Annotated in this window: 17 protein-coding genes; 15 read left to right on the top strand and 2 right to left on the bottom strand. The window is 51.5% G+C overall.

What is annotated here, in order from left to right; translation table 11 throughout:
* Positions 1-51 precede the first annotated feature (51 nt).
* On the top strand, positions 52-2,400 hold the full coding sequence (locus JRJ22_RS23620; RefSeq protein WP_206101771.1) for a YcdB/YcdC domain-containing protein: 2,349 nt from the start codon (positions 52-54) through the stop codon (positions 2,398-2,400).
* Between the two features lie 138 nt (positions 2,401-2,538).
* On the opposite strand, the gene JRJ22_RS23615 is transcribed toward JRJ22_RS23620, so the two are convergent.
* Positions 2,539-5,136 (bottom strand): beta-L-arabinofuranosidase domain-containing protein, encoded by a 2,598-nt coding sequence (locus tag JRJ22_RS23615; protein WP_206101770.1) that lies wholly within the window; start codon positions 5,134-5,136, stop codon positions 2,539-2,541.
* A gap of 509 nt (positions 5,137-5,645) precedes the next feature.
* On the opposite strand from JRJ22_RS23615, the gene JRJ22_RS23610 reads away from it, so the two are divergent.
* A complete protein-coding gene (locus tag JRJ22_RS23610; RefSeq protein ID WP_206101769.1) occupies positions 5,646-6,614 on the top strand; it encodes a glycoside hydrolase family 43 protein in 969 nt (322 codons plus the stop codon).
* A gap of 71 nt (positions 6,615-6,685) precedes the next feature.
* On the opposite strand, the gene JRJ22_RS23605 is transcribed toward JRJ22_RS23610, so the two are convergent.
* Positions 6,686-7,513: a TerC family protein gene (locus JRJ22_RS23605; protein WP_206101768.1), complete on the bottom strand. Its 828-nt coding sequence runs from the start codon at positions 7,511-7,513 to the stop codon at positions 6,686-6,688.
* An 887-nt stretch (positions 7,514-8,400) separates the two neighbouring features.
* Between JRJ22_RS23605 and nifB the strand changes: the two genes are divergently transcribed.
* The 13 genes from nifB (at position 8,401) to JRJ22_RS23540 (ending at position 23,395) form a co-directional block, all read left to right on the top strand.
* A complete protein-coding gene (gene nifB / locus JRJ22_RS23600; RefSeq protein WP_206101767.1) occupies positions 8,401-9,774 on the top strand; it encodes a nitrogenase cofactor biosynthesis protein NifB in 1,374 nt (457 codons plus the stop codon).
* A 6-nt stretch (positions 9,775-9,780) separates the two neighbouring features.
* On the top strand, positions 9,781-10,647 hold the full coding sequence (gene nifH / locus JRJ22_RS23595; protein ID WP_039876645.1) for a nitrogenase iron protein: 867 nt from the start codon (positions 9,781-9,783) through the stop codon (positions 10,645-10,647).
* A gap of 135 nt (positions 10,648-10,782) precedes the next feature.
* Positions 10,783-12,240: a nitrogenase molybdenum-iron protein alpha chain gene (gene nifD, locus JRJ22_RS23590; protein ID WP_206101766.1), complete on the top strand. Its 1,458-nt coding sequence runs from the start codon at positions 10,783-10,785 to the stop codon at positions 12,238-12,240.
* Positions 12,237-13,796 (top strand): nitrogenase molybdenum-iron protein subunit beta, encoded by a 1,560-nt coding sequence (gene nifK, locus JRJ22_RS23585; protein WP_206101765.1) that lies wholly within the window; start codon positions 12,237-12,239, stop codon positions 13,794-13,796. Before nifD ends, nifK begins: the two co-directional genes overlap by 4 nt.
* Before the next feature lie 289 nt (positions 13,797-14,085).
* Entirely contained in the window at positions 14,086-15,447 is a 1,362-nt protein-coding gene (gene nifE / locus JRJ22_RS23580; RefSeq protein WP_206101764.1) for a nitrogenase iron-molybdenum cofactor biosynthesis protein NifE, read from the top strand.
* A complete protein-coding gene (nifN, locus tag JRJ22_RS23575; RefSeq protein WP_206101763.1) occupies positions 15,437-16,765 on the top strand; it encodes a nitrogenase iron-molybdenum cofactor biosynthesis protein NifN in 1,329 nt (442 codons plus the stop codon). The genes nifE and nifN overlap by 11 nt, the downstream gene beginning before the upstream one ends.
* Positions 16,740-17,150: a nitrogen fixation protein NifX gene (gene nifX, locus JRJ22_RS23570; protein WP_206101762.1), complete on the top strand. Its 411-nt coding sequence runs from the start codon at positions 16,740-16,742 to the stop codon at positions 17,148-17,150. Before nifN ends, nifX begins: the two co-directional genes overlap by 26 nt.
* Positions 17,134-17,700 (top strand): DUF269 domain-containing protein, encoded by a 567-nt coding sequence (locus JRJ22_RS23565; protein ID WP_206101761.1) that lies wholly within the window; start codon positions 17,134-17,136, stop codon positions 17,698-17,700. Before nifX ends, JRJ22_RS23565 begins: the two co-directional genes overlap by 17 nt.
* A 37-nt stretch (positions 17,701-17,737) precedes the next feature.
* Positions 17,738-18,508 (top strand): HesA/MoeB/ThiF family protein, encoded by a 771-nt coding sequence (locus JRJ22_RS23560; RefSeq protein ID WP_206101760.1) that lies wholly within the window; start codon positions 17,738-17,740, stop codon positions 18,506-18,508.
* Positions 18,486-19,628: a homocitrate synthase/isopropylmalate synthase family protein gene (locus JRJ22_RS23555; RefSeq protein WP_206101759.1), complete on the top strand. Its 1,143-nt coding sequence runs from the start codon at positions 18,486-18,488 to the stop codon at positions 19,626-19,628. Before JRJ22_RS23560 ends, JRJ22_RS23555 begins: the two co-directional genes overlap by 23 nt.
* A 209-nt stretch (positions 19,629-19,837) precedes the next feature.
* The gene (locus tag JRJ22_RS23550; protein ID WP_206105278.1) at positions 19,838-20,611 is read left to right on the top strand and encodes a Cof-type HAD-IIB family hydrolase; all 774 of its coding nucleotides are present in this window, start codon (positions 19,838-19,840) and stop codon (positions 20,609-20,611) included.
* 500 nt (positions 20,612-21,111) lie between these two features.
* Positions 21,112-21,591, top strand: a complete 480-nt coding sequence (locus tag JRJ22_RS23545; protein WP_206101758.1) for a hypothetical protein — start codon at positions 21,112-21,114, stop codon at positions 21,589-21,591.
* Positions 21,592-21,703: 112 nt separating this feature from the next.
* Positions 21,704-23,395, top strand: coding sequence for a glycoside hydrolase family 13 protein (locus JRJ22_RS23540; protein WP_206101757.1), 1,692 nt, complete (start codon positions 21,704-21,706; stop codon positions 23,393-23,395).
* Positions 23,396-23,458: the final 63 nt, after the last annotated feature.

The raw sequence follows: 23,458 nt of genomic DNA, 5'->3' as shown, positions 1-23,458 counted from the left end.
AAGCCTATTTTCATAGCCCGTTAGGGCATTAAAATTTAGGAGGATAAAATTTTGAAAAATGACAGGAATCAGTTCATTCATCAGACTACCAAAGCCGCATTGATTACTACCGTGGCACTCGCTTTGATGCTTCCGGGCGGTTTAGCCGCAGCGGATGCCAGTTACTCTTCGCAGGGCATCGTTGTTTCAGCATCGGCAGGGCTGGGAGCGGCAGCAGCAACAGCAGACCCGGATAAAGCCAAGGTGACTCAGGAGCAGGCTGTGGCGAAGCTGCGGGAGTTGTTCCCTGCTCTGAAGGATGCCAAGATCTCTAATGCCCAAATCGGCACAGGCAATTCTTATCCGGTAAATCCTAACCAGCTGGTCTGGAGCATTCAATGGGAATATCAAATCGGCAGTGCAGGATATGGCTTTTCCAGTGAGGTCGATGCTATTACTGGTGACGTGATCTCTACATATCTCTATTTCCCGTTTATGCAAGCCGACAATTATTATCCGCCTAAAGTGTCACGGGCAGAAGCTTTAGAGAAGGCCCGGAGCTTTATTGCCGTAGCAGCGCCCTCGCTGAAGAATAGTGAGCTGGAACTGGAAGAGAATACATGGATGAATGAATCGGCACTCTTTGGCCCGGTTCAATATTCGTTTAGTTTTATGCTGCTGACCAATGGTTTGCCTTCACCCAGTGACTCCATCCGGGTTACTGTAGACGGCAACGGAAATATCATTCAATTTAATAAGTCTTCCTTTGGACTGGAGTATCCGTCCGCGAAACCTGCTGTTTCCAAGGAACAGGCGGAGAAGAAATTTAAAGAAGGTTTTGATATCGGGCTGTACTATACCCCTGTCTATAAGAAGGGCGTAGTAGACAGCTGGGTGCTCGGCTGGAGAGCGCAGGAGGAAGCTTTATATGCGATCGATGCGCAAACTGGCAAACGGATAGACTATGAAGGTAAAGAAGCCGCTGCCACACCGGTTGTCTACGAGGCAATACCGGCCGGTAAAGAAGTCTTCCAGCCGGTAAACACCGGTAAAGAGCTTACTGTTGAAGAAGCAGTCAAACGGGTCAAACAGGTAGCAACGATTCCGGTGAACCGTAAGCTGGTCTGGCAGACGCTAAGCACGAATTATCAGAACAGTAAACAGAAAGTCTGGTCACTGGCCTGGAGTGATACTGCAGAGGCTGCGTTTTCAGGCATGCCGGGCCGTACGTATGCCGAAGTGAACGCAACTACCGGCGAGGTAATTCAGTTCCAGGTTGAGCAGTATGCCTACCCGGCAGACAGCAAAACAACGCAGCCAATAGCCGCCGGAACGAAAAAGCTGAGCCAGGCTGATGCGAAGAAGCAGGCGATTCAGCTGATCAACCGTTTGTATAACGGGGCGGGCAGCAATCTGAAGCTTGCCGAGCATGGGGGAACCTGGAGCGTCCTGCCTGAAGGGAAAGGATACCGCTATCAATTTCTCCGTTATTTCGATGGCATACCGGTAAGCAACAGTACGGTCTCGATTGAACTCGACAGTTACGGTAGACTCCGGACATATACGAACTATGGATATTCTGATTTTGCCCTAATTACCAAGCAGCCGGCTCCGGTAGTCACTAAAGCTGAGGCCCTACAAAAATATCTGAGCACTTATATCCTTAAGCTTCAATACAGTCTCATAGGCGGAACTTATGGAGCCAGCGCGTATGTCGAGCCAAAAATCAAACTGGTCTATGCGCCGCAGCAGGCCGATATGAGTAAGCCTTACGAGGTGGTGAATGCACAGACGGGGAACTGGGTTTCGGTCTATGAGATGTACGGACAGGTGAATACTTCAGCAAATGCGGTTGATGTGAAGGGCCATGCTGCAGAACAGCAATTAACCGAGCTGCTGAAGTACGGGGTTATTACACCGGACGCTGACGGAAAAGTGTACCCGGACCAGGAGATCACTGTAGGAGAATGGCTTAACTTCATTGCGAAAGCTTCAACCCCATATTATACGCAATATTCCAATATGCAGGATCGTAAGACCATAGCTGGTGTAAGTACGGATAGCCCGTACTACGATGCTGTGAACTTTGCGGTTTCCCGCAGCTGGCTGGACAAGGATGCTGTAATTAAGCCGGAGGATAAACTCACCCGTGAGGAGCTTGCAGTTCTCGTATCCTCATTCTTGAAATACAGTAAGATTGCGGCCTTCCTTGGTAATGATAATACGGTAACCAGCTTCAGCGACAGTGCGAGTATCACTAATAAAGGTGCTGTAGCGCTTGTTGTCCGGCTGGGACTGCTGCAGGGTGAGAACGGAAAGTTCAATCCGCAGCAGCACATAACAAAAGCACAGGCGGCGTCCATTCTTATGAAGCTGGTAGAACTGCAAGGCAAAACCGACCAACCGATTGGCCAGCAGTAATCTCCAGGCAGGAGCTGCCGGTGATCATCCTAACCTGAATTTCGTACATTATCCATAAAAAAGATCGTTCTGAGCGCCTGTACAGCAGCGCATGCAGAACGATCTTTTTTTAGTTATAGCTGAAATGTTTACCCATTGTTACTGGATTGGCGGGGCTTTAATGATCGTAATGCTGTATTCCTGCTCGGTTACATGGTCTTCAGCTTTGACGGTCAAGTTGACCTGTGTGCTGTTCTCTTGCAGCGAGACGGTTCTTGGCTGTGTATCGTCAATTAGGATGCCACTGTAGTAGACCAGGGCATTTTTGTGTGCCGGTACAGCCTGCAGCTCAATGGTTTGTGTATCTGTTGGAACCGTCAAAGTATAGCTGCTAAGATCGGCTGAGAACGGCTGATCAAGTGATCCCGCATCAAAGCTCAGACTGTGGAGCGCCGCATTGTGATCGAAGCCTGTCATCGTCCGCAGCAGGTCGAATATTCCGTTCATCTCGCCTGGAATGACAAATCTGACCTCAAGCTCGTTGCTGTCTTTGATGGTGTCTGCAGGAATTAGGTAGCTTTTCGTATAGAAAGACCGCGCCTTATCGGTCATCAGCGTGTCGCTTACCAGCAGCTCGCCCTGTACATAAATGTCGATGGTTCTGCCGTTGCTGCCGGAGAAGTAAGTGACCGCCAAGAAATTATCCCTGTGCGGAAGAACTTTAAGCTGATAGCTGAACCAGCCGTTGTTCTCCGCCTGTCTGATGTTATATCCGTCCCAGGTAGCGACCGAGGTGTTCTCACCTTTGATTTTATGCTCCAGCTCGTACTGGTCGTTGCCCACAGGCAGGCTGTCAATCGTAGCTTCCTGTACGCGCTGACGCTGCTTGCCCTGGAGAATATGCTCCTGCAGCTCGGTTGAATCAGCTTCGACCAGATTCCAGTAGATCCCGTAACGCTCATTATGCTGCTTGTAATGAGGGGTGAATTCCAGCCGGTTATCTTCATCGGTATTACGGAGAACAAAGGCCAGCTCCCCGCCCTTCTGGACAAAATGCTCTTCAAACTTATCCAGCCAGCTGCTTACACTTTGCTGTGCAGGGGTGATAAAGTCCTTCACCAGCATGTTGCGGGTCGGCACACTGACTGCCACGCCGGTAGCGGATTCTGCGAGGTCTTCGGTTCCCAGTGCAGCGCTTAGTACAACCGGACCATACTTGAAGGCTACTACATTAGGCGCATCAGGCAAGGTATGGTAAGACGGCTTCATCGGCAGGCGGATACTGAGCGTATCCCCGTCAGTCCACTTTCTGTCCAGTACAGAATAACGTCCCGACTGGTTAAGTGCCTGCGGCTGCCCGTTCAGCGTAATCTCCATATCTCCGGCGGCCCAGTCCGGCAAACGCAGATGCAGGGCAAAGGACTGCTCCCGGCCTTTAAGCGTGCGGATCTTAAATTCAGCAGTGTCGTTGTACGGAAGAGTAGCCGTTTGAGTCAGCTCAATGCCGTATTCCTCAGCGTTCAATGTGGAGCTTATATATTGGTTCACATAAATACTGCTGCTGCCATGGAAATAGATGCTGTCATTCAGTTTAGTAAAGCTCTCCATGCCTGTTCCGGTGCAGCACCAGAAATGGTCGAAGGGGGAGCTGTATACCTTGAAGTAGCCCGTAGCCATTGGCTGAAAATACATCGTCATCCCGGTATGCGGGTTCTGCGAGGAAAGAATCGCATTAATGAACGTATTTTCATAGAAATCCATATACTTGGCTTCGCCTGTAATCTTGAATAATTCCCGGCTCAACTTCAGCATATTGTAAGTGTTGCAGGTCTCAGCCGTGAAATTCGACCGTTCCGCATCCAGAATATCCGGATCGCCGAAATGCTCCCATTCACTGTTGCCGCCTGTAATATAGCTGTGATGGAAGACGACCATGTCCCAGAACTGCTGCACGGCCTCAAGGTAAAAGCGCTCGCTTTCGCCCAGCACCCGGTACCGGTTCAGCGCCCCGAGGAACTTCGGAATGGTGGTATTGGCATGTTTGCCCTTCAGAATATCCCGGCCCTCATGCACTGGAGTGAAAAGGGACAGCTCGTCGAACATGTGGGCGGCCTGTAAGTGGCGCTCATCCCCTGAGATTTTGTACAGCTCATAGAGGCAATCATTCATCCCGCCGTATTCAACAGACAATACCCGCTCCTGAATTTCCGCCGACCAGCCTGAGCTGCGCTGATGCACCCAGTTGCCAAGTCCGGTGACAATCTGATAGGCCGTTTTACTGCCGGTGCCATTGTATACAGCGGTTAATCCGGCGATGATCTTGTGCATCGTGTACCAAGGCACCCAGGCAGGCTGTTTGTTCTCAACATTATCAAATAATTGCTCAGGAAAAGCCGACAGGTAACCGCTCTCAAGTTGGCAGAGCGCAAGCTCGCCTACGACATACTCCAGCCGCTTAAGAAGGTTGTCGTTACGGGTGGTCTGGTAAGCCTGTGACAGCGCAGTCAGATAATGGCCCAGCGTATGGCCGCGGATTTCTGTGCTTTCCCATCCGGGGTATTTTTCGCTTTTTGCCGGCAGCCCCCGGTTCTCGCGGAAGCCGGCAACCAGCCGGTCCGGGTCATAGCTTTTGAGATAAAGCACCTCTTTGGAGAAGGCGTTAACACAATAGGGATCGGTAACCTGGACCTGATCCATCCGGAAATCGTTCAGCAAAGAATGGTCTTTTGTAAGGGGAACGGTGTTGTTTACAGTCATTATTTTAGCTCCTGCCTGTTGAATTATAGGGCGGTCAGTCTGCTAAGCAGACTCGCCTTCATGCTCATAACTTAGCTTATATTTTCATACGATCTGTGGTAAATAGTGCAACGTTCGAATTTGTGTGAAAAGGTTAGAAATATGATTAATTCGGGAACAGGCCTGCAGGAGAATAGGTACACTGAATCAGAAAAATGTGAATGTAAAAAGGTTAGATCGATCTCATGGCTACGATTAAGTGGAAGCTGATGAACCCGCCCGTTTGAAGAAACTAGATATTTATATGCATTTATTTAATATATTTCATTTATATATGAAATAATAGCTAATATATATTATAGATGGACCTTTTTTAGAGTGCTTATTTACTTTAAACGGTGGAAAAGAACCTATTTTTAGATTGTATTTATAAAATTATTAATAAATTTATATTTACAAGAAATAAACGTTATGATACCTTGAGGACGGAAACAGAGGCAAGCTTAAGCTATTGAAAAGGAGAACTGATCATGCCTAGGAACCAAGAGTATGTCAATCCGCTGGTAGAGCAACGCGCTGATCCTTGGGTGTATAAGCATTCAGACGGTTATTATTATTTCACGGCTTCAGTACCGGAGTATGACCGGATTGAGGTAAGGAGATCGCTGACACTTGAGGGATTGCCTGATGCGGTGCCGGCAGTAGCCTGGCGCAAGTATGAGACCGGGATGCTTAGCGCCAATATCTGGGCACCCGAAATTCATTACATCTCCGGGAAATGGTATATTTACTTTGCTGCAGCGCATACAACGGAGACGAAGGAAGGGCTGTTCGATCACCGCATGTATGTGCTGGAGAACGATGCCGTGAACCCGCTGGAAGGTGAATGGACTGAGAAGGGTCAAGTGAAAACTGCGTGGGAATCGTTCGCTCTGGATGCCACAACCTTTCAGCACAAAGGTATATTGTATTATGTTTGGGCGCAGAAGGATCCGGAGATTCCGGGGAATTCTAATCTCTATATTTCCGAAATGAGCAATCCGTGGACCTTGCAGGGGAAGCAGACGATGATTTCCACCCCGCAGTACCCCTGGGAGGTTATCGGGTTCAGCGTCAATGAAGGGGCTGCGGTCATCAAGCGTAACGGGCGAATTTTTATCAGCTACTCGGCCAGCGCTACCGATTACAATTATTGTATGGGGCTGCTGGCAGCCGATGAAGACAGCGATCTTCTCGATGCAGCATCCTGGTCAAAATCGCCGGAGCCGGTATTCTGTACATCCGAGGGGAACGGGCAATACGGGCCGGGGCATAACAGCTTTACCGTCAATGATTACGGGGAAGATGTGCTTATCTACCATGCCCGGAATTACAAGGAGATTACCGGCGATCCGCTGTATGATCCGAACCGCCATACGCGGGCCCAGGTCTTCCGCTGGAACCCGGATGGCACTCCGGATTTCGGAGTGCCGGTCAAGGATAGCCAATTGAAGCGGTAAGCAAATAACCCGGAAGATTACACCTGTGCTGGTGTGTATCTTCCGGGTTATTGTTTTAACGGTATCTTTATTTATTTGCCGAGCTGTTTATCGACTTCTTTAACCGGATTCTCGCCTTCATGCCCTTCAACTTTGTGGTTACTCATGAACCAGCCTGTAGCTGCGATGATCACAAGCACGACATAGAAGGTTGCTTTCCACCAGGTGCTGTGGGCGAAATCCTCGGACAGAACACCAAGGGAAGGGTGGGCCAGTGTAATAACAGCCAGCTTCACGCCGACCCAGCCGACGATGAAGAAAGCCGCGACTTCAAGACCGGGACGGGAATGCAGCAGCTTGACGAAGAAGGAAGCCGCGAACCGCATGATAACGAGACCGATGAAACCGCCGGCAAAGATGACGAGGAACTGTCCGCCGTCAAGTCCGCCGATGTTGCGGATGCCGCTGTCCGGAAGTGCAACCGCAAGGGCTACTGCCGCCAGGATCGAATCGACCGCAAACGCAATGTCCGCTACTTCAACCTTCAGAACAGTGAACCAGAAGCTGGACTTCTTTTTATCGACAGCTTCAGAAGTGCCGCTCTCATTGGCTTCATCTGTAACCGGCTTCTTAAACAGCACCTTCCGGAAAATGTGATTTCCCGCTATAAATAGCAGGTAAATCGCACCGATGGCTTGTACTTGCCAGATGTCTACCAGATAAGAGATGACAAAAAGTGATCCGAATCTGAAGACAAACGCCCCGGCTAATCCATAAAACAGCGCTTTTTTACGCTCCTCATCAGGAAGATGTTTTACCATAATTGCCAGTACGAGTGCGTTGTCTGCGGCGAGCAGCCCCTCCAGTGCTACGAGAACGAGCAATACCCATCCGTATTCTAATAATAATCCCCAATCCATTGCTGTTTCCTCCTCTTTTGGATGTAAATATCTTCAAAAAATACCTACAGTACCTTATTTTGACCAAAATATATATAAAAAAGACCTTTACCAAACAGATCAGCCTTTGGAATAAAGGTCTAACCTGATTGGTAAAGGTCTCGCTAACAATAGTTCATTGCCGATAAAGCCGGAGAATATCCTCATATTCTCGTACTGACGACTTTATCTGGTATATAAGCAAGTACAGGTCTCTCACCCATACTACAATCTTATATTTCTCACAGAAACGATCACACCTTACAGAGAAGATGGCAACCGGGTCTGCTCGAACAGCTACTCCCCTTTACGGGATATATTAAATTTTATAAGTTGTGTTATTGACTTAGAAGTATCATATATGAGCCTAGGGCGATTGTCAATGGATATGAGAATAAATATCAATATAACATTGAGTTAAATGGAAACGGAAACATGATATATATAGGTTATGAAACTTAACATACGTTATGGCGATACTGCAAACATGAGGGAAATGAGGGCATTTTAAGCTTGTATGTAATTGACGATGCCGGGTGTTGAAAATATGATGAAAGTAATTCAAGCGGTCAAGCGAGGTTGCTGTCAGGAAACTTAACACAACCAATCTTGCCCTTAACTCCACTGTCGTATAGTCGATTCAGCAAAGCGGAGGCTAGTAAAGATGCTTCCGAAGCGAGTTTTACTGCGAAGAGGTTTCAAAGAAGTTGAGCTCCGTAAAACTAAGCGGATGCTTACGAAGCGAGTTTTACTGCGAAGAGATTTCAAAGAAGTTGAGCTCCGTAAAACTTAAGCGGATGCTTACGAAGTCAGTTTTACTCGAAGCAGAACAAGGTTGTACCGCTCGTAAAACTTTTAGGAGGTGGGAAATGATGCAGCCGTCGTGTATATCAAATGAAGCAGAGGAGGAGATCAGCCGCCACCCTTGCTACAGCGAGGAAGCCCACCGGTTCTATGCCAGGATGCACATCCCGGTTGCTCCCGCCTGTAACATCCAGTGTAATTACTGCAACCGCAAATTCGATTGTGTCAACGAGAGCAGGCCGGGCGTGGTTAGTGAGGTGCTGTCGCCGGAGCAGGCAGAACGCAAGGTGAAAGGCGTTGCGGCGCAGCTCATGCAGCTGTCGGTGGTTGGTGTAGCCGGTCCCGGCGATCCGCTGGCGAATCCGGAGCAGACCTTCGACACTTTCGCAAGGGTGAAGCGGCATGTGCCTGATGTCAGTCTCTGCCTCAGCACGAATGGTCTCACGCTTTACCGGCATGTGGATGAAATTGTAGAGCTTGGCATCCGTCATGTCACCATCACGATCAACGCCATTGATCCTGAGGTCGGCCGTGAAATTTATCCCTGGGTGTTTGATGAGGGGGTTCGGTACGAGGGAAGGGAAGCGGCGGAGCTGCTGATCAGCCGGCAGCTAATGGGACTTGAGAGGCTGGCGAAGCTGGGGATTCTCGTTAAGGTCAACTCCATCATGATTCCGGGGGTCAACGATCATCATCTTCCTGCAGTGTCCAAAAGAGTAAAAGAGCTCGGGGCCACACTGCACAACGTAACACCGCTGATTATCGCACCGGGCAGCCAGTATGAAACGGACGGCCGCAAAGCGCCCCGTCCGAAGGAGCTGCACAATCTGCAGGAACTGCTGGGGCGAGACGGGATGAAGGTTATGCGCCACTGCCGGCAATGCCGGGCGGATGCCATTGGACTGCTGGGCCAGGACCGCAACCAGGACTTTCCGTTGGAGGCGATGGAAGCCGATCCGGTGATCAATCAGGAAGCGCGGGCGCAGTTTCAAAGTGATCTGGATTCCAAGATCCGCGAACGTGTCAGCGCCAAGCAGGCCAGAGCCAAAGGGCGCTGGGAGGAAACACCGAGAACAAGAGTTGCAGTGGCCACCAGAGGCGGCGACAAGGTCAATCAGCATTTTGGCCATGCGACGGAGTTCCTGATTTATGATACTGACGGAGCTGATGTCAAGCTGGTCGGTGTCCGCAAGATCCAGGCTTATTGTCACGGCAAAGCAGATTGCAACGGTGATAAAGCCGCTACGCTTCAGGAAATCATAACTATTTTAAATGACTGCCGTATACTTCTCTGCTCCGGTATCGGAGACGGCCCGCGGGCCAGCCTGAACAAAATCGGTGTATTGCCGCTGGTCCGCAAAGGCGGGATACAGGAAGCCATTCTCGAAAGCGTGAAGTACAGCTCATATTTTGAAAATATAAACATTTCGAAGGGATGATCAATCATGAGACAAATAGCTTTCTACGGTAAAGGCGGTATCGGTAAATCGACAACTTCACAAAACACCCTGGCTCAGTTAGCTACAAAGTTCGGACAACGCATTATGATCGTTGGCTGCGACCCGAAAGCAGACTCCACCCGTCTGATCCTGAATACTAAAGCTCAACAAACCGTGCTTCATCTGGCTGCAGAGCTTGGCTCGGTAGAGGATCTGGAACTGGATGATGTGCTGCAAACCGGATTTGGCGACATCATCAATGTAGAGTGCGGCGGACCAGAACCGGGCGTAGGCTGTGCAGGACGCGGAATCATTACCGCCATCAACTTCCTGGAGCAGGAAGGTGCTTACACCGATCTCGACTTCGTATCCTATGACGTACTCGGTGACGTTGTATGCGGCGGTTTCGCCATGCCGATCCGTGAGAACAAAGCGCAGGAGATCTACATTGTCTGCTCCGGGGAAATGATGGCGATGTATGCAGCCAACAACATTGCCCGCGGGATTCTGAAATATGCCACCAGCGGCGGTGTCAGACTGGGCGGCCTGATCTGCAACAGCCGTAACACAGACCGTGAAGATGAGCTGATTATGGAGCTTGCCCGCCGGCTGAATACACAAATGATTCACTTTGTGCCGCGCGACAATGTGGTTCAGCATGCCGAGCTGCGCAGAATGACCGTTGCCCAGTACAATCCGGAGCATAAGCAAGCCAAGGAATACGAAATCCTGGCTGAGAAAATTCTGAACAATAAAATGCTGACCATACCGACTCCGATTTCCATGGAAGAGCTGGAAGAGCTGCTGATGGAGTTCGGTATCATCGAGGATGAAGAAGCGGCGATCCAGAAGCTGCAGGCTTCCGGACAATAAACAGTAAGCCGGAGTAAGGCGGGGAGTTACCGGTGAACGGAGTGGAGAGACGGAGGTTCACCGGAATGGCTCACAATGGCACGTTAGCCATGCGGACGGCTTAGGCAGTCTGCACCATGAGAAGGAGGGTCAATAATGGGACTGGATATTGAAGCGAATAAGAAGCTGGTTGAAGAAGTGCTGGAAGCCTACCCCAAAAAAGCGAAGAAAGACCGGGAAAAGCACTTTCAGATTAATACGGAAGAAGCGCAAACCTGCGGCACCTGTGCCTTGAAGTCCAATATCAAATCACGCCCCGGTGTCATGACACCGCGCGGCTGCTCTTATGCAGGCTCTAAAGGTGTGGTCTGGGGACCGATCAAGGATATGGTTCATATCAGCCATGGACCGATCGGCTGCGGACAATACAGCTGGGGAACCCGGCGTAACTATGCGAGCGGTACGCTTGGGATCGACAATTTTACCGCCATGCAGATTACAAGTGATTTCCAGGAGACGGATATCGTTTTCGGCGGCGACAAGAAGCTTGAAGTGATTATGCGTGAAATTACCGAAATGTTCCCGCTGGCCAAAGGGATCTCCGTTCAATCCGAGTGTCCGGTCGGTCTGATCGGCGATGATATTGAAGCTGTGTCCAAGAAAATGTCCAAAGAGCTGGAAATGCCGGTTGTTCCGGTACGCTGTGAAGGGTTCCGCGGAGTCAGCCAATCGCTGGGCCACCATATCGCCAATGATGCCATCCGCGATTTCGTACTCGGTAAAGCGGAGCTGGCCGAAACCGGTCCTTATGATGTCAATATTATCGGTGACTACAATATCGGCGGCGATGCCTGGGCCTCACGGATTCTGCTCGAGGAAATGGGCCTCCGTGTTATTGCCCAGTGGTCCGGTGACGGTACACTGAATGAGCTGGAGATCGCCCATAAGGCGAAGCTGAACCTGATTCACTGCCACCGTTCCATGAACTACATGGTGGAGCATATGGAGAAGGCCTACGGTATTCCGTGGATGGAGTATAACTTCTTCGGACCGTCCAAAACATATGAGAGCCTGCGTGCCATCGCCGCCTTGTTTGACGAAACGATCCAGGAAAATTGCGAGAAGATGATCGCGAAGCACAAGCCGGCAATGGATGCCATTATCCATAAATACAAACCTCGTCTTGAAAATAAAAAAGTACTCCTGATGATCGGCGGTCTGCGTTCCCGCCACACGATCGGCGCTTATGAGGATCTCGGTATGGACATCGTGGCTTCCGGTTACGAATTTGCCCATAAAGACGATTATGAGAAGACCTTCCCGATGATGAAGGAAGGAACGATCATTATGGATGATCCGACCGCCTACGAGCTGGAAGAACTAGCCCAGAAAATGAATGTCGATCTGGTAGGTTCCGGTGTTAAGGAAAAATACGTGTATCACAAAATGGGTGTTCCGTTCCGCCAGATGCACTCCTGGGATTACAGCGGTCCTTACCATGGCTTCGACGGGTTTAAGATTTTTGCCAAGGACATGGATATGACTGTAAACAGCCCGGTGTGGAATCTGATCCAGAAGAAGAAAACCGTCCAAAAAGAGGAGGCGAGCATATGAGTAAGGACAGACTGGACATTCCGGATTACAACACTCTGTTCTCGGAGCACCGGTTTGTGGAGCAGCGGCTGAACAAGCAGCAATTCGAAGCCCCCTGCAGTGAGCAGGAAACCGCTGAAGCGCTCGCATACTCCCAATCTGCCGAGTACATGGAGAAGAATTTTAACCGCAAAGCGGTTGTTATTAATCCTCATAAGGCTTGCCAGCCGCTCGGATCGATTATGGCCGCGCTCGGCTTCGAGAAAACCCTGCCCTTCGTTCACGGCTCGCAAGGCTGCAACTCTTATTTCCGCAGCCACTTGAGCCGCCATTTTAAAGAGCCTACACCGGCTGTTTCATCTTCCATGACCGAGGATGCAGCTGTATTCGGCGGCATGAGCAACCTGATTGACGGTCTGGAGAACAGCATCGCACTCTATAAACCGGAGATGGTTGCGCTCTGTACCACTTGTATGGCTGAGGTTATCGGGGATGACCTGTCCTCCTTTATCGGCAATGCCCGCCAAAAAGGCGTAATCTCCGAGGATTTCCCGGTTGCGTTCTGCAATACGCCGAGCTTCGTCGGTTCGCATATTACCGGCTATGATTCGATGCTGAAAGGCATCCTGAGTTATCTGTATGAGCGATCCGGTCTGCAGGCGGCCCCGGGCAGCGGTGAAGAAACAGGAGAGAAGCTAAATGTGATGCTCGGATTTGAGCCTTACACCGGGAACTTTGCAGAGATCCGCAAAATTCTGGATGCTTTTGATACCAAATATACGCTTCTCGGCGATCACAGCGGTAACTATGACTCGCCGGCTACCGGTGAGTACGAATATTACTATGGCGGAACGAAGCTGGCGGATGTCCCGCTGGCTGCCAATGCGCTTGGTACGCTGTCACTCCAGAAGTACACACTGAAGAAAACTCAGGATTTCATCAGTGAAACCTGGAAGCAGCAGGTCTCCGCATTGTCCACACCACTCGGTATTGCCGGAACCGACAAGCTGCTGGAAGCGATTAGTGAACTGACCGGCCTGCCGATTCCAGCTTCGCTCCTGGAAGAGCGCGGCCGGGTAGTGGATGCACTTACCGACAGCCATCCGTATCTCCACGGTAAGCGTGTGGCACTGGTAGGCGATCCGGATCTGCTGATCGGACTTATCGGATTCTGTATGGAAGTAGGCATGGAGCCTGTGCATATCGTCTGCTCGAACGGTGATGTGGATTTCAATGAGGTGAAATTCAAGGAAGAGGCCGAAGCGCTGCTGGCTTCGAGTCCTTACGGCTCAGAAGCTACGGTATATGTCGGAAATGACCTGTGGCATATGCGCTCGCTGCTGCTGACAGATCCGGTTGATCTGGCGATCGGCAGCTCGCATCTGAAATTCGCGGCCAAGGATGCGAATGTTCCGCTGATCCGTGTAGGATTCCCGATCTTTGACCGTCATCATATGCACCGTTATCCGATCCTTGGATACCAGGGCGCGCTAAATCTGCTCAGTCAGATCGTAAATACCGTTCTGGATGAACTGGACCGCAACAATTCCGGCTTCAACTATGATCTGGTGCGGTAAGCAGAATACTTGGATTTTTACAGATTGACTACATGGTTAAGTGATGGAAATTACTGAAACTTTCTGTAATCATATTTTATGCTTAACATACATCAATTTGAATAAATGTAAAAAGTAATATCAAGCCCGGCGTTCTCTAAACCCGTACTTTCGCCCATAGTTCTCACAAGCGAATGGCGGAAATAGAGTAGGCCGGGATTCTTGCTAGTGATGTGTAAATGCCGTTTCTGATGCAGGTTAGCATGTAGGTAAAGTTAGCATCCACCTTTAACGAAGGAGATGAAAGCCGATGGACCCTATTCGAAAAGACGAGTTTGATTCCGAGGCTTGCGGGAGTAAGGCACCCAAATCCAAGCCTTGTCCGCGGCCTAAGCCTGGTGAAGCGGCCGGAGGCTGCTCCTTCGACGGAGCCCAAATCACACTGCTGCCGATTATGGATGCTGCACATCTTGTCCATGGTCCGATTGCCTGTGCCGGGAACAGCTGGGAGAGCAGAGGTACGCTTTCAAGCGGCCCCTCGCTTTCCCAATATGGTTTTGCCACGGATCTGAACGATTCCGATATTATTTTTGGTGGAGAAAAGAAACTTAAAGAGAGCATTGACTACATTGCCGGGCGCTTTGCGCCTCCGGCAATATTTGTATATTCAACTTGCGTAACTGCACTCATAGGCGAAGATATGGATGCCGTATGCAAGGAAGCAGGCGACCGGCTGGGGATACCGGTCATTCCGGTCAACAGCCCCGGCTTCGTTGGCAGCAAAAATCTGGGCAACAGGCTGGCAGGAGATGCCCTTCTGCAGTATGTGATCGGTACAGGTGAACCGGAGCCGGAGTTACCTCCGGGTGTCAATCTGATTGGTGAATACAATATCGCCGGTGAGATGTGGGATATTGAGAAGCTGATGAATAGCGCGGGCATCGCTGTAACGTCACGCATTACAGGCGATGCCAGATATAAGGAGATCACTTGGGCGCACCGTGCCAAGGTAAATATGGTCGTCTGCAGCCGCGCCTTGCTGGGTTTGGCCAAGGAGATGGAATCCAGATACGGGATCCCGTATTTCGAGGGTTCCTTCTATGGGGCCAAGGAGACAACGTATTCCTTGCGCCAGATGGCATACCTGATGAATGACCGGGATATGGAGCGGCGGGTTGACCGTCTCACTGAACGTGAGGAGAGCCGTCTGACACAGGATTTGCGTCCCTACCGCAAGATTCTGAAAGGGAAAAGAGCGGTGCTGTATACCGGTGGCGTTAAGAGCTGGTCCGTGATTTCCGCTCTGAAGGAGCTTGGTGTCCAGGTGGTTGGGGTCGGTACAAATAAAAGCACAGAGGATGATGTACGGCGGATTGCCGACCGGGTAGGGGACGATACCGAATATATCCCGGAAGGCGGGGCAACCCGGATTCTCAAAACCGTCAGGGAGCGCAAGGCTGACATCATGATCGCCGGCGGGCGCAATATGTATGTAGCCATGAAAGAACAGATTCCGTTCATTGATATCAATCAGGAGAGACATAAAGCTTATGCCGGCTATGAAGGGTTGCTGCGCCTGGCCAAGGAGCTTACGTATTCGCTGGCCAATCCGATCTGGAAGCTGGCTTCCAGCCCGGCTCCCTGGGATAAGGAGGTGCCTTATGACCGTTAACAGACGGAACAAGCCGGCGTCAGTGAATCCGATCAAAATCGGCCAGTCACTCGGTGCCGTGCTTGCCCTTCAGGGCTGTTACCGGGCCATGCCGCTGATTCACGGCTCGCAAGGCTGTTCAGCCTTTCCTAAGGCGCTGCTGACCCGACACTTTCGTGAGCCGATTGCCGTGCAGACCTCTGCGCTTCAGGAGATGGATGTTATTTTTGACGCAAACCGCAATCTGGAAGAAGCGCTCAATATCGTGCTGAGCAAACACCGGCCCGACATTATCGGCATTATCGGCACGGAATTGACCGATGTTGCCGGAGTGGATTATGCGACGATGCTCAAGAGCTACAAGCGGGAGCGGAACATGCGGGGCGGGCTAGCTTTCTCCGTCGTGCTGCCCGACTTTCGCGGTTCAATTGAATCAGGATTCAGTGCGACAGTCGAAGCGATGATTGACGAAATGATCCAGCAGGTAGGGCACCGGGGCTCAAGAACGGTAAACACCCGCCAGATCACCCTGCTGCCGGGATCCTTTCTGACCCCTGCGGATGTGATGGAGCTTAAGGAAATGATCTCTGCCTTCGGGTTTGAGGTCATTGCGGTGCCCGATATCTCCACTTCATTATCCGGACATCTGCTTACCGGCTTTTCCCCGCTGACCCGGGGCGGGGTGCCGCTGGATTCGATGCTGCAGAGCCTGCAGTCCGGACTGACCATCGCCGTTGGAGCCAGCATGGAGCGGCCGGCGAGACGGCTGCACAATGCGCTGGGTACGCCTTACAAAGTATTTAACGGAGCGATGGGCCTTAAGGCTACGGATGAAATGCTGCATTTCCTGCACCAGATCAGCGGTGAACCAGTACCGCTGCGCTACTGCTGGCAAAGGGAAAACCTGCTCGACAGCATGCTTGACGCGCACTTCCAGTTTGCGGGGATGTCTGTAGTGTCTGCACTTGAGCCGGATCATCTGTACTCCATATCAGCATGGCTGGAGGAACTCGGTGTGGAGCAGAAGGCACTGATCGCCTCTTATGAGACACCGGTCGTCGCCGGTATGGAGCGGGAGGTATGGATAGGCGACATGGATGATGCGGAGGTATTGGGCGGGGGCGCTGACCTGTGGATCAGCAATTCGCACGGAATTGCCGGCGCACAGCGGATTGGAGCCGCGTTTATGCCTGCGGGATTTCCGGTCTGGAACGAGCTTGGAGCTTATATGTCCGTTTCAGTGGGCTACAGAGGAGCAATGGAGTGGAGTAATAAGGCAGGCAATTTGTTAATGCAGAGGGAGGCTAAACACCGTGAAAGTAGCGTTCGCCACAGATGATGGAAGCCGTGTAAATGCCCACTTCGGGCAGAGTCCGATGTTTGCTGTATATAATGTGACCAAAAATGGCGGCGATCTTGTAGAGCTGCGCAGACTTCCGGTGGTTCTGAACCAGGATGAAGCCGGGAAAATTGAGAGCCGTCTGGAAGCCGTAGGGGACTGCACCCTGATTTTCATTATGCAGATTGGCGCTTCGGCCGCGGCGCGGGTAACACGGCGCAAGATTATGCCGGTAAAGGTTCCGTTCGGAAGCCCTATCGATGAACAGGTGAAGCGTCTGGTCGAAATGCTGCAGGGCAAGCCGCCGATGTGGCTGGCTAAGGTACTGCGGGCGGAAGAAGAAGGCACAGGGGAAGGGGAGGAAGCAGATGGAACCCACGGCTAAGGAGCATTCAGCCCAGGTAGTGTGGACTCTTGAGGGCGGCGCGCTACAGAAACGCCGCAGCCGTCCCGGCCGGAAGGAGCTGGATCAGGAAACTGTGGATGCTTTTGTCCGCCGGTTATGCAATCTCCTTGATACGGAAGATTTCTTTGGCCGCTATGCCGCGCTGTCGCCGCAGGAGAAGATTGTGCAGCAGTTTCTGGCTTCCTCTGAGGATAAAAGCCAGTCCGACTTCAACTGTGCCGTCTCTCCGAAAGTACGCCAGCAGGTTCCACTGCTGTTCCAGGCCATTGCCGGTGTGATGGAAGAAAGAAGCGGGACTATGATCCAGAGTACGGCCGAGATTAACCATGAAGGCTTCGGCCGGGGGCTGCTCTACAGCGGGCGTGTCATTCTGGTTCTGAAGAGCCTGCGGGCAGGTTTTCCCTTCCCGTTCACTTCGGAGGAGAAGGTGATCCGGTACGGGGTGGAATGTGTGGAGGAAGGTTTGGCCTTCCTGGCTAAATACAAGGAAGTGACCGCTCTGCACGGCTTGCTTAGCCTGGAGGGCTAGGCGGTAAACAACTAATCAGTCACAGGGGGCGACAGGTATGGAGCAGCTTGCCGGAGGAATGGAGCTTGAACGGTATGCCCGGCAGCTGAAGCTGCTCGGAGAGAGCGGACAGCAGGCGCTGAAGGAAGCGACGGTGATGGTAGCCGGCATTGGCGGCTTAGGAGGCACGGCTGCGCTGTACCTGGCAGCGGCAGGTGTTGGTAAGCTTATTTTGGCTCATGAAGGAATCATCCTTCCGCCTGATCTGAACCGGCAGATTCTGATGGATAGCGATTCTTTGGGGATGGAGCGGATCAGCACGGCAACAGCGCAGCTGAAGCGTCTGAATCCGCATGTGGAAATCGAGGGCTACAATGCCAAAATTGAGTATGATCTTGCTAAACCTTGGGTGGAGCGTGCTGATATTGTGATCGATGCCCGTTATGATTTTCCGGAGCGGTATGCCCTGAACCGTCTCTGTGTGGATACTGCTACACCGATGGTGGAAGCGGCAATGTACGGCTTCGAAATTTCACTTACGACCATGATCCCCGGCCTGACCCCTTGTCTCGAATGCCTCTACCCAGATGTACAGCCGCAGTGGGAACCGTTCGGATTTCCAGTTTTGGGTGCGACCTCCGGGATTGCGGGTTGTCTGGCAGCGCTGGAGGCCGTAAAATGGATTACAGGGGTAGGGACAACTTATGCGGGCGTAATGCATCGCTTCAGCTCACTCGACTTCGCCTGTTATAGCGTCCGTATTACCCGTAATCCGAATTGCGCTTGCTGCGGAGAAGGAGGTAAACGTGAAAAGTCTCAAGCTATGTGACACGACACTTAGGGATGGTGAACAGGCGGCTGGAGTTTCATTCACGCAGGCGGAAAAGCTGGAAATCGCAAAGTTGCTGTCGGAGTGCGGAGTAGAGCAGGCAGAGGTAGGTATTCCTGCCATGGGTAAGCGGGAGCAGGAGGACATCGCGGCGGTGGCCGAGCTGGGGCTCCCCATGAAGCTGATGACCTGGAACCGTTCGGCTCTTGGTGATATCGACAAGGCGCGGAGCACCGGGGTGAATTGGAGCCATGTGTCCATTCCGGTCTCGGAAATACAGTTGCAGGGCAAGCTTGGGTTAACGCCGCTGGAAGGACTGAACAAGCTGCTTCATGCGGCGGAATACGGGCTCAGGCTGGGCATGACGGTGTCGGTAGGCATGGAGGATTCCTCCAGGGCGGATATGGGGTTCTTGGTTCAGCTGGTGAATGCTTTATATAAAGAGGGTATCCGCAGGTTCCGTTATGCGGATACGGTATCCGCTCTTCATCCGGGGCAGATGGCCGAGCGGATTCATACGCTGCTCGGTGCGGTTCCCGCCGATGTGGAGCTGGAGGTGCACTGTCATAATGATTTTGGGCTGGCCGTTGCCAACACACTGAGCGGGATTGCCGCCGGTGCGGTCTGGGCCAGCACCACAGTAGCCGGTATCGGCGAACGGACCGGCAATGCGGCCATGGAGGAAGTCGCCATGGCCTGGCGTCATTTGTACGGCGGCGAATGCGGCGTGCGGCTGGAGCTGCTCAAAGGCCTGGCGGATAAGGTCATTGCCGCCTCCGGCCGCAATGTCGGTGATGCCAAACCGATTGTGGGACAGCTGGCGTTCACCCATGAGTCGGGCATCCATGTGGACGGGCTGATGAAGGAGAGGGCTACGTATCAGACGTTTGATCCTGCCGAGATCGGCCGGGCACACCGCTTTGTGCTGGGCAAGCATTCCGGCAGCGGCGGTGTCGCGCATGTGCTGGAGCAGCGCGGCCTGGAAGTCAGCGCCGATACGGCCGGACGCCTGCTGGAGAAGGTCCGTGAATATGCGGAGGCCCGAAAAAGCAACGTTCCGGAGGTCATGCTGATTCAGTGGCTGATGGAAGAGCAGCAGCGGGCGCAGAATGTGGTCTGAATGAAGTGGAGATGACTAAAGGCTGAAGCTTCAGAAGGATGCTGAGGTCTTACAGGTTAAAGCAGCGGCAGTTTCCGTTTATGGAGACTCGCCGCTGTTTTTTTTCAGAAAATTGACGTAACTGTAATTGAAAACTTGCATAGCTTGCAGCAAGCATCTACAATTTTGGCAGGATGAATTCAAAGAGACAGCAAGGAGAATGGAGAGCCATGATGAAGAAGACGATCTTTTTTGATATTGACGGTACAATTTATGACGAAGATAAGGTAGTGCCTGCTTCCACGAAGGAAGCCATTGCCGAACTGAAATTGCGAGGCCATAATGTCGCTATTGCGACCGGTAGAGCCTCCTACATGTTCAAGGAGCTGCGCGAAGAGCTGGGAATCGACTCGTATGTCTCACTCAACGGGCAGTATGTTGTTTTTGAAGGGAAGGAGCTCTACCTTAATCCGCTGGATACCGGAGCTCTGAAGGAAATTACGCTGTTCGCCGAAAAGAACGACCACCCGGTAGCCTACATCGACGCGCTCGATATGAAGGTGAATGTGGCGGATCATGAGTATATCCACACAAGTATCGGCTCGCTGAAGCTGGCTTTTCCGACGCATGATGCGGAGTATTTCCTGCAGAACGAGATTTATCAGGCGATGATCTTCTGTCCGCAGGAGAACCAGGCGGTGTATGCTGAAGCCTATCCCGGGTTTAAATTTGTCCGGTGGCATCCGCTGTGCATGGATGTGCTGCCTGGCAACGGCTCGAAGGCTAATGGCATCGCCCAGATGATCAAAGCGCTCGGCGTGGCGAAAGAAGATGTCTATGCGTTTGGCGACGGGCTCAATGATGTGGAGATGCTCAGCTTTGTCGGTCATGGAATTGCAATGGGCAATGCGGAGGATGAGGTAAAGGCAGCCGCTTCTTATGTAACCAGTCATGTCAGCGAGAACGGAATTTATGAAGGGCTGAAGCTGGTGGGGCTGCTGTAGCAGGCAGGGACAGAAAAAGCCTAATGGAGGTTCAACGGATCTGCCCGGTCCCACATCCCACACTTTTTCCACACCTGATTGGCTTAATTGCACTTTGTACAACTAAAAATGCCATGTAGCTTCAAGTCATCCCTTTAGTTGTATTCTGTACACTTAAACAGGCATATAAAGCTAGTTTTAGCCGAATTGGGCAGTTTTAGTTGCACAGTATACAGTTATATCGAACAGGTGCGGGCTTACGGGGTTTTTAATTGTATAAAATACAGCTATATGAAGGACAAAGGGCTTTCTGTTGCAGAGTCTGCATTAGAAAGCCCTTTTAGCGCTACCGGAGAATTTTCTATTGCACAAAATGCAGCAGAAGCTGCTTTTACAGTGATATCGGCATAATCCATTGTACAAAATACAATCATGATTAAGATAAGACAGCCAGTTCCGCAACTAATTCTGCCATGGAGCCGTTAATTACTTATAAACGAAGTGAATAGGGGCTGGCAAAGATGAGTATGAGTATGAAGCTGCGGATGTCAGGGATATTAATACTGCTGCTCCTCGGCTTTGGAATGCTGCTTACCGGCTGCGGCCGGGGAACTGATCCGGTTAAAGTTGAGGCCAGGGAGCTTAGCGCAGATGAGATTTCTGCTTATTTTGCCAGGCAGGGTCTGGAATTGCATAGCGTGGTAGTACACCCGGAGAATATATTTCAGGGGGAACTGAACGGAAGGAAACCGCTGGTTTTCCTGCTGGACGAGAAGGAACTGGTCATTTATCAGTTTGCCACGGCCGGGGAACGCGAAGCGGGCTGGGCTGATTTTGAACAACATACAGCCACAGCTGACTTGGTGCCCTATAAGGCTTATCAGGAACAGTCGCTGCTGGTTTTTTATATCCATGATGAAGGTATGATCGGCCAGGAGCTGTACCGGCAGGTTGAGAAAACAATACCGGGACTGCTTGAGCTAAAAGCGGACGGAGCCTGACAGCTGGAACTCTGATTTTTGAAAGGGGCGTGTGATTGTCTTCCTTCAGTGTGGTTAAGATATATTAATATATCTAACACGGGCAGGAGCCGGAGAAGCGGAGGGAATCCTAGTGAATCCAAAATGGTGGAAAGAAAGCGTAGCGTACCAAATCTATCCGATCAGCTTCATGGACAGTAACGGTGACGGAATCGGTGATCTGAGAGGAATTATTTCGAAGCTCGATTATTTGCAGGACCTGGGTGTAGACGTCATCTGGGTATGCCCGATCTACAAGTCGCCGAACCATGACAACGGCTATGATATCAGTGATTACTGCGATATTATGAAGGAATTCGGGACGATGGAGGATTTTGACGTGATGCTGCGGGAGATGCACGCCCGGGGAATGAAGCTGATGATGGACCTGGTCCTGAACCACACTTCCCACCAGCATCCATGGTTCATAGAATCGCGGAGCTCGAAGGACAATCCCAAACGGGATTACTATATATGGCGGAAAGGTAAAAACGGCGGTCCCCCGAACAACTGGGAATCCTATTTCAGCGGTTCGGTGTGGGAGCTTGATCCGCAGACGGATGAATATTACCTGCACCTGTACTCCAAATATCAGCCCGATTTGAACTGGGAGAACCCGGCGGTAATCGACAAGCTGCATGAAATGGTGCAGTGGTGGCTGAAAAAAGGCGTCGACGGCTTCCGGTTTGATGCGATTGCCCATATTGTGAAGGCGGAGGGCTACCCGGATGCCCTGAACCCCGGCGGAACGGCAACCGTACGCGCTTATGATATGTTCTCAAACCTCGCGCATGTCCATACGCTGCTGCAGAATTTACACGACAAGGTGCTGTACTTCTACGATATTATGACGGTCGGGGAGACATCGGGCCTCGGACCGGAGCAGGCGCTGGATTATGTCGGCGACGGACGCCGCGAGCTGAATATGACGTTCCAGTTTGAGCATATGAATCTGGATTGTGCGGCTCCGGGCGGAGGGAGATGGGATACCATCCCCTGGAATCTGCGTGACCTCAAAAAAATCATGAGCAACTGGCAGACCGTTCTCCATGACCGGGGGTGGAACGCCAATTATTTGTGCAATCATGACCAGCCGCGCTCCGTATCACGGTTCGGCAATGACCTCTACTACCGTATTCCTTCAGCCAAGATGCTGGCGACCTTCATTCATATGCTGGAGGGGACACCGTATATTTACCAGGGTGAAGAAATCGGCATGACAAATGTGGCTTTCGAGTCTATCGATGATTACCGGGATGTGGAAACGCTCAATTACTATGAGGAAAAGCGTACCCAAGGCGTCCCTGAGGCTGACATTATGGCGGCAATCCATAAAAAAAGCCGGGATAACGCCCGCACGCCGATGCAGTGGGACGCCAGCGAGGATGGCGGCTTCACCACAGGCGTACCGTGGATCCGCGTGAATTCGAACTTCCGTGAGATCAATGTAGCCAGTGCGGTTAAAGACCCTGATTCGATCTACAACTACTATAAAAAGCTGATCCAGCTGCGGAAAAAGCATCCGGTCATTGTCTACGGTGAATACGCCTTGCTGCTGGAAGATCATCCGGAGATTTATGCTTATACCCGGACGCTGGAGGATCAGCGCCTCCTGGTCATTCTCAATTTCTTTGAGCATGAGCCGGTATTCGAGCTGCCTGCGGATTTTGCGGCCGGGAAGCAGGAGCTGCTAATCTCCAACTACCCTTCTGTCAAAGAAGAGGATCTGACCCGGCTGAAGCTACGGCCTTATGAAGCCAGGGTGTACTTAGAGCGGCATCGATAAGTTCAATTCAGAAGAGTTACCCTACCGTGTGAAATATGGCGGAAAGGCGACTCTTCTTTGAGT

Source organism: Paenibacillus tianjinensis (genome assembly GCF_017086365.1).
Taxonomy (GTDB): Bacteria; Bacillota; Bacilli; order Paenibacillales; family Paenibacillaceae; genus Paenibacillus_AQ; species Paenibacillus_AQ tianjinensis.
This window is presented reverse-complemented; position numbering and strand designations above follow the sequence as displayed.